At 47.6% G+C, this 11,504-nt stretch carries 8 protein-coding genes and 1 pseudogene; 4 read left to right on the top strand and 5 right to left on the bottom strand.

Going from position 1 to position 11,504, the window contains the following annotated elements; all coding sequences use genetic code 11:
• Nucleotides 1-242 precede the first annotated feature (242 nt).
• Together BLS58_RS15720 and BLS58_RS15715 are read right to left on the bottom strand one after the other, a co-directional pair.
• The gene (locus tag BLS58_RS15720) at nucleotides 243-1,778 is read right to left on the bottom strand and encodes a BCCT family transporter (RefSeq protein WP_090399889.1); all 1,536 of its coding nucleotides are present in this window, start codon (nucleotides 1,776-1,778) and stop codon (nucleotides 243-245) included.
• Nucleotides 1,779-1,886: 108 nt separating this feature from the next.
• Nucleotides 1,887-3,053 (bottom strand): iron-containing alcohol dehydrogenase, encoded by a 1,167-nt coding sequence (locus BLS58_RS15715; RefSeq protein WP_090399887.1) that lies wholly within the window; start codon nucleotides 3,051-3,053, stop codon nucleotides 1,887-1,889.
• A gap of 204 nt (nucleotides 3,054-3,257) precedes the next feature.
• On the opposite strand from BLS58_RS15715, the gene BLS58_RS15710 reads away from it, so the two are divergent.
• The 4 genes from BLS58_RS15710 (at nucleotide 3,258) to BLS58_RS15695 (ending at nucleotide 9,175) form a co-directional block, all read left to right on the top strand.
• Nucleotides 3,258-5,000: a sigma 54-interacting transcriptional regulator gene (locus BLS58_RS15710; protein ID WP_245723213.1), complete on the top strand. Its 1,743-nt coding sequence runs from the start codon at nucleotides 3,258-3,260 to the stop codon at nucleotides 4,998-5,000.
• Nucleotides 5,001-5,119: 119 nt separating this feature from the next.
• Nucleotides 5,120-6,796, top strand: coding sequence for an acyl-CoA dehydrogenase family protein (locus BLS58_RS15705; protein WP_090399886.1), 1,677 nt, complete (start codon nucleotides 5,120-5,122; stop codon nucleotides 6,794-6,796).
• 13 nt (nucleotides 6,797-6,809) lie between these two features.
• On the top strand, nucleotides 6,810-7,721 hold the full coding sequence (locus tag BLS58_RS15700) for an NAD(P)-dependent oxidoreductase (RefSeq protein ID WP_090399885.1): 912 nt from the start codon (nucleotides 6,810-6,812) through the stop codon (nucleotides 7,719-7,721).
• On the top strand, nucleotides 7,718-9,175 hold the full coding sequence (locus BLS58_RS15695; RefSeq protein WP_090399883.1) for a CoA-acylating methylmalonate-semialdehyde dehydrogenase: 1,458 nt from the start codon (nucleotides 7,718-7,720) through the stop codon (nucleotides 9,173-9,175). The genes BLS58_RS15700 and BLS58_RS15695 overlap by 4 nt, the downstream gene beginning before the upstream one ends.
• Before the next feature lie 69 nt (nucleotides 9,176-9,244).
• Here BLS58_RS15695 and BLS58_RS15690 read toward each other — a convergent pair whose 3' ends face one another.
• The 3 genes and pseudogenes from BLS58_RS15690 to BLS58_RS15680 form a co-directional block, all read right to left on the bottom strand.
• Nucleotides 9,245-10,282 (bottom strand): enoyl-CoA hydratase/isomerase family protein, encoded by a 1,038-nt coding sequence (locus tag BLS58_RS15690; protein ID WP_090399881.1) that lies wholly within the window; start codon nucleotides 10,280-10,282, stop codon nucleotides 9,245-9,247.
• A 17-nt stretch (nucleotides 10,283-10,299) separates the two neighbouring features.
• Nucleotides 10,300-11,088, bottom strand: a complete 789-nt coding sequence (locus tag BLS58_RS15685; protein WP_281241023.1) for an enoyl-CoA hydratase-related protein — start codon at nucleotides 11,086-11,088, stop codon at nucleotides 10,300-10,302.
• A 173-nt stretch (nucleotides 11,089-11,261) separates the two neighbouring features.
• Nucleotides 11,262-11,504: pseudogene (locus BLS58_RS15680) on the bottom strand (IS4 family transposase); the annotation flags it as partial.

Here is an 11,504-nt window from a genome sequence, read left to right as displayed (position 1 = left end):
GCTTCTTGTCCCTCTCGGAGCGAGACACCCTGCTTTTGGGGTATAACAACGCGATTCAAGTGTCATAAAGATCGGAGCGATCTCCGTTCCCTCTCGGATATCCGCAAATATATTTGGACTTTGACGGAACCGTGTCATTGGACTATATTCACTTGTATTTTTTCATACAAACATAGCGGGAGATTTAGCCAAATGAATGCTCTATACGGACAGTTTTCACCGATCATCATTTTGAGGTCATTCTATTGGTAATGACCGTTGCGCGGTCGCTGCAGATCCGGTTCCGCTTGTTCGGGTTTCATTTCTTTTCTTACTTCCTTAAGCAAGACGTAACATATAAACAACAATATAATGGTAAAAGGGGAGGCGATAACAATGGATATGGTTCTCACTGCATCAATACCACCAGCTAATATAAAAACGGTAGCGGCACCGGCAGTAACCACTCCCCAAGTGACTTTAACGAAAGGTGATGGATGGAGGTCTCCATTTTTACTAAGCATCCCCAACACAAAAGTGGCTGAATCGGCTGAAGTGATAAGGAATGTAAAAATCAAGATAATCGCAAGAACGCTAAGCCAAAATCCTAACGGCATGTTTCCGAAAAATGTAAATAACGCTGATTCAACATCGGCATTTATATTGCTTGCCAGTGCTGTCTGGCCCAAATTATGAATCAAATGTAAAGCAGAACTTCCAATAACCGAGAACCAAACAAAGGATACTAATGAAGGTATTATTAAAACACCTAAAACAAATTGTCTAATCGTCCGTCCTCTGGATATTCTTGCAATAAATGCCCCAACAAATGGAGCCCATGTGGTCCACCAAGCCCAATAAAATACTGTCCAGTTACCAATCCAATTACTCGCTTCATCACTAAAAGGTTCCAGTCGCAAACTCATGGGCACAATATTTCCAATATAGCTTCCGGTTGAACTGATTAGCATTTCAAAAATTTGCTTTGCGGGTCCGACCATAATCACTATAGCCATGAGTAAAAATAATAATAGGAGATTAAAGTGTGACAAGTATTTGATGCCACGATTTATTCCTGCCCAGGAGGAAATGATAAATAGAGTGGTGGCAAGTCCGATGATAATGAACTGGGTAGCGAATGTATCGGGGGTGCCAAATTGGTAATTTAAACCGCCGGAAATTTGCAAAGTGCTTAAGCCGAACGTACTGGCAACGCCCACTGCCGTAACAAAAACAGCAAGAATGTCGATCGTTTTTCCTGGGCCACCGTGAATTTTATCACCTATTACTGGATAAAAAATAGAGCTGATCGTCGTTGGCAAGCCTTTTCGATAACTAAAATAAGCCAATCCTAAGGCTACCACTCCAAATATAGCCCAAGGGTGAAATCCCCAATGGAAAAAAGTATATTGCAATGACACATTTGCAGCTTCTGATGTCGATCCTTCCCCGTAAGGTGGCGTTGTGTAGTGACCGACAGGTTCTGCAACACTCCAAAACACTAAACCCACGCCCATTCCGGCGGCAAATAACATAGTGATCCAGGAAAAAGTACTGTATTCCGGTTTTTCGGTATCCTTACCCAGTCGTATTTTACCAGCATTTGAAAACATTAAATAGAAGCAAAGGGCTACAAAGATAGAACCGACGAGAAGATAAAACCAATTAAAATGAGTCACGGCAAAGTCTAAAAAAATCGACGCTTGTTCCCCTAACCATTCATAAAAAATGACACCAACTACGACAAAAACAATACTTAACATAAGAGAAATCTTAAAAACACTGTTCTTTTTTAACAAAGTACTCTCCCTAACTACGAAAATATATCCCGATACGGGTCGTCATGACCCAAGTATCGTGTATACCACGATAGAGAAGGGAACGCAAGGATAAATAATTGAGCAGTTCTAATATTGATAACGATAGGCTTTTTGATAGAGGTCGATGATCTCGTCTTTTGTCGGTACTTTCGGATTGTTCCCGGGGCTGCCGCTCGTGAGGGCATCATCGGCCATTTTCGGTAACGCGCGTTCAAACGCATCATGATCAATGCCCCATGACCTTAGGTTGGGAACGTTTAAATCTTCGCAAAGGGTAAGAATACGATGGACAAGGGTGTTTGAGCCCTCGCTTACTGAGACGTTTTTAAATTCGGGATAGACATGGCAAGCCAATTCATATAATCGTTCTTCACAGGCATTTTTACTGTATTCCAAAACAACAGGCAAGAGCATGGCGTTGGAAATGCCGTGAGGAACATGAAAAAGCGCGCCAAGCGGTCGAGACATGCCATGTACGAGACAGACAGAAGCATTGGAAAAAGCCATCCCCGCTTGCATGGAAGCAAACATGGTGTTGGAGCGGGCTTTTACGTTTTGACCATCCTGATAAGCGTCTTGCAAATTGTCCATGATCAATTTGAAAGCAGACAAAGCAAGCTGGTCGGTAAATGGATGAGCAACTTTCGAAATGTAAGCTTCAAGCGCATGCGTTAATGAATCCACGCCGCCAGCCGCGGTCGTACCTGGTGGTGTTAAAAGGGTAAGAAACGGGTCGACGATAGCTATTTTAGGCATAAACGCGGGTTGTTTAATCATCATTTTAACGCCGCTGCTCTCATGGGTAATGACCGTCGCATCGGTCGCTTCCGAACCGGTCCCGCCTGTGGTCGGAATAGCAATGTGTGGTAAAGCTTCTTTTGCCGCGATCGTTTTTTCATTCATGTAATCGCTTGCAAGTCCGCCATTGGTCATTAAGACGGAAACGGCTTTTGCCGTGTCGATACAACTTCCTCCACCGATACTGACGAGGAGATCACACGCGGATTCCCGGCAAATAAATAATGCTTTCTCGACATATTTGTCGGTAGGTTCTGATTCTACGCCTAAATAAGTGAGGACTTCAACGCCGCTTTCCTCCAACAAATGCGTACAGGCAGCGACTTTCCCCAAATCGTTCATAACCGGGTCGCTGATAACTAGCGCTCTACGACCTTCCTGGCGGGCGGCTTCGCCGACTTTTTTCAAACTGTTTTCTCCGTATATGACTTGTCTCGGAAAATGCATGGCGTTCATGTTATTCACCTCTTCTTTTATAAGCTACTATGCAAATTATATGCCGATAGGATAATAAGATAATCAGACTTGTTAATCACCTGTTTGTAAAAGTGTATGATTAAATTTTTGTATATTTGTATAGACATTAAAACAATTGTTAAACAAGAAAAATTATTTTATGATGGTTTTAAGCGCTTTCATTTTTAGTAAGGGTGAGGAACGATGCCAATGACTTCCATAAATCACGTCAAGCAATGGATGAACATGGAGCCGATAACACTGTCCAACACACACACGCCGCGTGATGCATTGACGCTGATAGCAAAATCCGCGGATAAGGAATTGCCGATCGTGGAAAAGGGTCAAATGCTCGGGGTCGTCACTTTGCAAGATTGTGTGGTGCATTTAGACGAGGATACGGATATATTTTCGATCATGAAATCAGAATTTCTCGCCGTTAGCGATGATTTTTCGTTAAAAGAAAATAGAGATGGCGCCCCTCTCTATGTTCTTCATGAAAAAACCGGCATATTGGAAGGGGTCATCGGACGCGAGGAAATGGCGGCGTATTATGAGCGCATAAGGGAGCGGGAAGAAGACGCCCAGAAGACGATTGAATGGTTGAAGCTTAGTTTTGATACGGCCTATGAGGGCGTCGCCATCGTTGATGAAAAAGGAATCGTCCAATTGTTCAATGAGACATACAGCCGCTATGTCGGGGTGACAAAAGAAGAAGCGATTGGCCGTTCGGTGGAAAATGTGATTGATAACACGCGCTTGCCGGTCGTTTTAAAAACCGGCGTTCCCGAACGGAATCAACCGCACCGGTTGCAAGGCCAGGAATTGGTCGTTCACCGCTTGCCGATCTGGAAAAACGGGAAAGTCATCGGTGCGGTAGGAATGCTCGTTTATGAAGGCATAACAGAGATCCAGCAAGTCCTCCAGCGCATGGAACTTTTGCACACGACGGGGAAACAAACCGAAAAACAAGGCGCAGAAAAACCTGTACGGCAGGGTCCGGTACACTTTGAGGATATCGTCGGGGAAAGCCCGGTGATTGCAAAAGCGAAGAAAATCGGGCGCAAAGCCGCGCAAACGAAAGCGGCGGTGATCATCACAGGAGAAACGGGCGTAGGCAAGGAGCCCTTTGCCCATGCGATTCACGATATGGGAAAAAGAAGCAAGGGTCCTTTTGTGGCCGTCAATTGTTCAGCCATTCCGGAAAACCTGTTGGAATCAGAGTTGTTCGGTTATGAAAAAGGAGCGTTCACAGGAACACGCAATGACGGTAAGCCGGGAAAAATTGAGCTCGCCCATGGTGGGACCTTATTTTTGGATGAAATTGGAGATATGCCGCTGACAACACAGGCGAAGATTTTGCGCGTCCTGCAAGAACGGGAAGTTGACCGTGTAGGTGGAACAGCCCCGATTCCCGTGGACTTCCGTCTCATCACGGCCACGAATAAGGATCTGAAAAAACAAATGGAAGCAGACAAGTTTCGAGAAGATTTGTATTATCGCCTCCATGTAATGCCTTTGCACATCCCGCCACTCAGAGAACGAAAGCAGGATATTCCCTTGATTATTGCCGATCAACTCCCTAAATTAAGTGAGATCAATGAAACGACAGAGAAAACGATCGATAAAGAAATTTTGCAGATCATGTTCCGGTACGAGTGGCCTGGCAATGTGCGGGAATTGCTCAATGTCCTCGAGCGCATGTTCCATTTATGTGAAGAGGATCATATTCGGAGCGAAGATCTTCCCGACGGTTTTAACGAACAAAAAAGGGCGCCGGGCTCATTAAGTGAATGGCGAGAGAAGAAACAAAAACAAGAACAAAAATTTGAACAAAAACAAATCGAAGATGTACTAAAAGAAGTGAAGGGCAATAAATCAGAGGCGGCTAAACGACTAGGCATCTCCCGGGCCACTTTATATAATAAACTCTCCCGTTTTTCGTAAGTGTTGTATGTATAAGTGTATAAACACATTTACACATCACCCGCTTGTTTAAGACCTTTTATGTGTATTAAAAAGTGGCATAGTTATTGCATATAAGATAAAGGGAAGGGGGCGCTAGTATGAGCACAAAGTCATCGGGAATGCCGTGGTGGGAAGATCTGCAAACCGATCCGGACATTTTCACGCCGGAAGATTTGTCCGAAGATGAAGTCATGATCGCGAAAACAACGGAAAAATTTGTGAAACAAAGTGTGATTCCCGACGCTGAGAGGCTGGAACAGCACGATTATCAAGCCGGAGAAGAAACATTTGCAGCCGCCGGGGAGCTTGGACTTCTCGCCATTGAAATTCCCGAAGCGTACGGAGGTCTCGAGCTTGGTAAACACGTGGCCGGACTTGTAGCTGAAAATATCGGCAATGGCGGCGGTTCTTTCAGTGTCGCCTATAACATCCACGCGGGCGTCGGTACCACTCCCTATATTTATTACGGGAACGAGGAGCAAAAACAAAAATATCTATCCGAGCTGGGAACGGGAGCATCGGTAGGCGCGTACGCGTTAACCGAACCTTCCGCGGGATCCGATGCTCTAAAGGGCAAGACAAAAGCGGTCTGGAATGAAGAAAAGCAAGCCTGGATCCTGTCAGGTGAAAAACAATGGATTACGAACGCGCATTTAGCACAAGTGTATGTCGTTTTTGCCAACACGGAGGCCGGGATGACCGCGTTTATAGCGGAAAAGGGGATGGAAGGACTCACCATCGGCCCGGAAGAAAAGAAAATGGGCATTAACGGAACATCTACCGCGACGCTCGTGTTCGATGAGGTAGCAATACCGACGGAGAATGTCCTCGGAGAAGTGGGAAAAGGGCATAGAATCGCCATGAATACACTGAATTTGGCGAGATTGAAGCTTTCTTTCGCGAATATGGGCTCAGCCAAACGCGCCCTGGAACTCAGTGTCAGCTATGGAAAAGAAAGAAAACAGTTTCAACGGACACTCACTGGTTTTCCGATGATCCAGGAAAAAATCGCCAACATGAACATCGCAATTTACGGGATTGAAAGCATGGCGTATCAAACCGCTTCCCAGGTGGATCGCGCGCTTGAAGCCAACAGCGAGGAGGACCCGTCCCGTGTCGTCGGGCAATTTATTGCCGAATGCGCGACGAGCAAAATTCAGGCCTCGGAAGTGCTCGCGGCTGTCTCCGATGAAGCGGTACAAATTCATGGCGGTTACGGGTTCATGCAGGAATATGAAGTTGAGCGTATCTATCGTGATGCCAGAATCAGCCGCATTTTCGAAGGCACGAATGAAATCAACCGGCTGGCGGTCGCCAAATCTTTATTTTCCCAGTTTCAAAGTCAGGAATCTGAAAGGCCAACCGGCCTCAATCGAAATGCGACATTCATTGACGAGGCGGAACAACGCTTTTTTGAAATTTTGAAAGCGCTTGTGGACATTCCTCGCGAGGATTTATTGGAGGCCCAGGAATTTTCCCAATTGACCGCCGATATTTTCAATGACATTTCCATCATGCGCGCTGCCTTTTTGCGAGCGGAAAAAGCGGGTGCAGGCGCGACGCTCAAACAGCTCATGACCGATGTGATCTGCGAAGAAGGGTATGAACGCGTGGAAGCGGCTATCATCAGGCTATGGGCCGCTGTTGTCGCAAATCCGGGAAAAATGATCGCGAGCATTCGGGAAAGGCCGAATGTGCCTGAGGTGGAGAACCTAATCAAGAAAAAGCGCGAAATTGCCGAGTACGTGATCGACGCGGAAAAATATTGCACGTAATGGGGGGATCATCATGAAAAAAATCGGTTTTATCGGGTTAGGCAATATGGGCATGCCGATGTCGGAAAACCTTTTGGATGCAGGTTTTGATGTTTATGGTGTGGATGTGAATCATGAAGCGGAAGAGCATTTTGAAAAGCTGGGTGGCCAAATTGGACGCTCCATGGAAGATGTGGCAAAGTTCTGTGATGCTATTTTTACAAGTTTACCTTCGGTGGACGCCTATGAATCTGTGTATCTCGGTGATGACGGGTTAATCCGGAACAGTCACGCGGATGTTCTTCTGATTGACACGAGCACGGTCGCGCCGGAAAACAATAAAAAAGTAGCAGAAGCAGCGGAAAAGCAGCAAATTAGCTTTCTACAGGCACCTGTGAGCGGCGGTGTCGTCGGTGCCGTCAACCGGACGCTAACGTTTATGGCGGGTGGACCGAAAGCGACGTTTGATGCTGGTTACGAGCTTATGAATGTGCTCGGGGAGAATATTTTTCACATTGAAGAACGGATCGAAAGCGGCACGCTGACGAAGTTGATCAACAATTTATTCATCGGCTTTTATACGGCCGGCGTAGCTGAAGCACTCGCCCTTGCCGAAAAACAAAATATGGATCTGGACGCGCTTTTCGATGTATTGAGCGTCAGTTACGGCCAGAGCCGGATTTATGAACGAAACTATAAAACATTTATCGCCAACGATGATTATGATCCCGGTTTTACGCTGAACCTTTTGCGCAAAGATCTTAATTTTGTCAAGGAGACGATGACGCGGGAAGATCTGCATCTGCCGGTCACCGATGTCCTGATGCAAGTCTATGAAGAGGCAGAAAACGCAGGTCTCGGACCTAGGGATATGTCGGTGCTTTACGAGCACATCGGCAACCAGGACATCTCATTTCAAGCAAAAAAGGAGCGTGGTGTGAAATGAAGACAGATGTAAAAGCAACGCGTAACTCGATAAACGGCGAATGGGTTGATTCAGAAGGCGGCGTCACGGATTCGGTTCCGAATCCGGCCACCGGTGAGGAGATCGCCACAGTTCCAATTTCAACAGCAGCCGATGTTGATCGCGCGGTGGAAGCGGCGAAAGCTGCTTACGAAAGTTGGTCTTTGGTGCCGGTGCCCGACCGGGCGCGCTATATGTTCAAGTATTTGCAGCTTTTGAATGAAAACCGGGAAGAGCTGGGAGAAATCATCACGCAGGAAAATGGCAAAACGCTAAAAGATGCCCACGGTGAAGTGCAACGGGGCATTGAAGTCGTCGAGCTCGCGACCTCGGCGCCCAATTTGATGATGGGTGACGCTTTGCCGCAGATTGCCCGCGGCATTGACGGGTCAGTTTGGCGCTATCCTTTGGGTGTCGTCGCGGGCATCACCCCGTTTAATTTTCCGATGATGGTGCCTCTCTGGATGTTTCCGTTAGCCATCGCTTGCGGCAATACATTTGTGATGAAAGTCTCGGAGCGCACGCCTTTGTTGGCGGAAAGACTCGTTGAACTGTTTTATGAAGCAGGTTTTCCAAAAGGCGTCTTGAACCTCGTCCACGGCTCAAAAGATGTTGTAAACCGTGTATTGACGCAACCGGATATTGAGGCGGTTTCGTTTGTCGGCTCCGAGCCTGTAGCCAGACACGTTTATGAAACCGGCACCGCACACGGAAAACGGGTGCAGGCGTTGGCGGGAGCGAAAAACCACGCGGTTGTCATGCCGGGCTGTCATATGGAAAAAACGATCGAGGGTGTGATCGCCTCCGCGTTCGGCAGCAGCGGACAGCGATGCATGGCTTGCTCAGTCGTCGCCGTCGTCGATGAGGTGGCCGATGAATTCATGGAGAAGCTCGCCTCGGCCACGCGAGACCTTCAAGTCGGAGACGGAAGGGACGAAGAAAATTTCGTCGGGCCAGTCATTCGGGAAGCGCATAAAGAGCGCGTGCTCGGCTATATTGACCAGGGCGTCCAGGAAGGCGCAGACCTAGTCGTCGATGGGCGCAATAAAGGCGCAGCAAAAGACGAAGGCTATTACGTGGGCGCAACCATTTTTGATCATGTGAAGACAGATATGAGAATCTGGCAAGAAGAGATTTTTGGCCCGGTGCTTAGCGTCGTCCGCGTTAGCGACTTGGATGAGGCGATCGATGTTACGAACACCTCGCCGTTCGCGAATGGAGCGGTGATCTACACCTCCAATGGGAAAGAGGCGCAACATTTTCGTAACCGCATCGACGCCGGCTTGATCGGGGTCAACGTGAACGTCCCGGCGCCGATGGCTTTCTTCGCCTTCGCCGGCAACAAAGCGTCATTCTACGGAGATTTGGGAACGAACGGCAAAGACGGCGTACAATTTTATACAAGGAAAAAAGTCGTCACCGAGCGCTGGTATTAAAAAAAGAGCAGCTACAAGTCTTCGAGACTTGTAAGCTGCTCTTTTTATATCAGCGACCTCGTACCTCATTCATTCAAAAAACCGTGCGACCATCTCGTCTGATACATCTGCCAATGTCCTGTACGTATACGCGGGGGCGTCTTCCTTTTTGAATATTACGGATTCTACCCCTTTATAGAAATCTACATGTTCCAAAAAGCGGGTGGCGATGACGAGATCCATCTCAAGTGTCTCCGCCAACGATTTATTTTCACTGTCGATGAAGTGTTTCAGCGTGACTTTTTCGGACACCGGTGATTTTGACAGCAATGTTTCTCGCGTTTCCTCTGCAAATGAACCACTGCCGCTTTCCAGTTTTTTTACGATGGCTTCTATGGAATCAAACTGAAAATAGTGATCGATGTCCTCCTGCATGGAAGCGAGCGTTCCACCTTCCTCCGGTACGCTGCTGTGATGGTCAATCACCTTATTCAACTTGTCATCCGGATCGCTCCATGTCTCCCAATCAATGGCCTTCACCTCTTCGACGAGAGGCGCGAGATCCGGAACGTAATCGTCGGCCGCCCCGATATAGAGCACATCCGCGGCTTTGATTGTCTTCGACGTCAAAGCCAAATAACGTCCGCTGTAGCCGGGGGCCTGGTTCAGCAAATGGACGGCGCCCACATCCGGGTAGAATCCGATGTTCATCTCCGGCATCGCCCATTTGGTGCGATCGGTGACAACGCGATGGCTAGCCCCTTGCGAGAGGCCGACGCCACCCCCCATGACGACACCATCGAGACAGGCGAGAATGGGTTTCGGGTATTCGGCAACCATAAGGTCCACTTTATATTCCTCTTCGAAGAAGGCTTTTGCGTTCGCAAAGTCTTCAGCACTGTCTTGCGCTTTTGATAATGTTTTAATATCGCCGCCGGCGCAAAATCCTTTTTCGCCCGCGCCTTCCAGCAGAATAAGCTGTACGTTAGGGTCTTCGCGCCACGTCTCCAGGTGCTCTCCAACGGCAACAATCATGTCATAGGTTAACGAATTTAAGGCTTTCGGTCGGTTTAACGTGATCGTTGCGAGTCCTTTGTCATTAACAAAAAATGTAACGTCTGTAGTCATAGCGGCCTCCTTGGCTTTTACTGCTGACGAAAGTCCGGTTTTCTTTTATCGAGAAAGGCCTGGACGCCTTCTTTGCCGTCATGGGTGCCAAAAAGCTCCCCAAAAAATTTCTGCTCACGTTTCAAACCGTCTTCCATCGAATCGTAGTCTCCCCGCGTAATGGCTTCTACCGCGCGTTCCACGCTTGTCATGCTTTTGCCGGCAATCAGTTGCTCGGCAAAGGAAAATGCATCCGCGCGCAGGGAATCCCCGGCCACGACTTGTTGGACGAGCCCCAGATCGGCCGCTTTGTCGGCTTCCATGTTTTTGCCGGTCAAAATGTATTCCATCGTGACGGCCGACCCTATGAATTGACGCATACGCTGTGTACCGCCGAATGAAGGGATCAGTCCCAGATTGAGTTCCGGCAGGCCGACGACGGCGTCTTCGGACATGAAGCGATAATGACAGGCCATCGCGACTTCCAGGCCTCCGCCTAAAGCTGCTCCGTTTATGGCGGCAATTACCGGTTTTTTTGACGATTCGATTTCCTCGCAAAGGCCTTGGCCGGCTTGGGACATTTTTCGCGCTTTATCATAGTCATCAAAAGCGTCTACGAATTCCTTGATGTCCGCGCCGGCGGCAAAAAAGCGCCCGTTCCCCGTCAAAAGGATCGCCCTTGTGTTCTCGTCCTCAGCCAATGTTCTAAAGACCTCCCGTAACTCGGAGATGCTGGCTGCCGACAAGGTGTTGGCCGGCGGGTGATCCATTTCTACGGTCGTGATAAATGATTCAGTGGATACGTTTACATAATTGTATGTTCCCAACGACAATGCCCTCCTTGCATAAATGTATACATCTTCATTATACATTAAAGGTCGTTCATTAGGAATTCTATAAACTCGAGTTTCGCACCCCAAATAGCAAGGGATTCAGCGTAACTATGTGAATCTATAACCCTTATATGGCAGTGCTTTCCCCGAAATTCCATTTTCGGCCTTTAAGCGACATTATCGCCGTCAAATAGTTGATTGACCAAAAACGAGTCTTCAAAAAGGGTTTTAATATACTGGTATTCCTCGGACATCTTAAAGGCATGAATATCTACTACTCCTGACTCTGAGATGGCCGTGATAACCACGTCCAGAAGCTCATCAAACATTTCCCATAGCTGTTGCGCCATATTTTTCTCTACCAAGTCGTCTTTAATCTCTTCAAATAACCCTCCCAAAGTCTCGTAGTC

This window comes from Natribacillus halophilus (genome assembly GCF_900100185.1).
In the GTDB taxonomy this organism is placed as follows: Bacteria; Bacillota; Bacilli; order Bacillales; family Marinococcaceae; genus Natribacillus; species Natribacillus halophilus.
The sequence above is the reverse complement of the archived record's forward strand: the minus strand, read 5'-3'. Positions and strand labels throughout refer to the sequence as shown.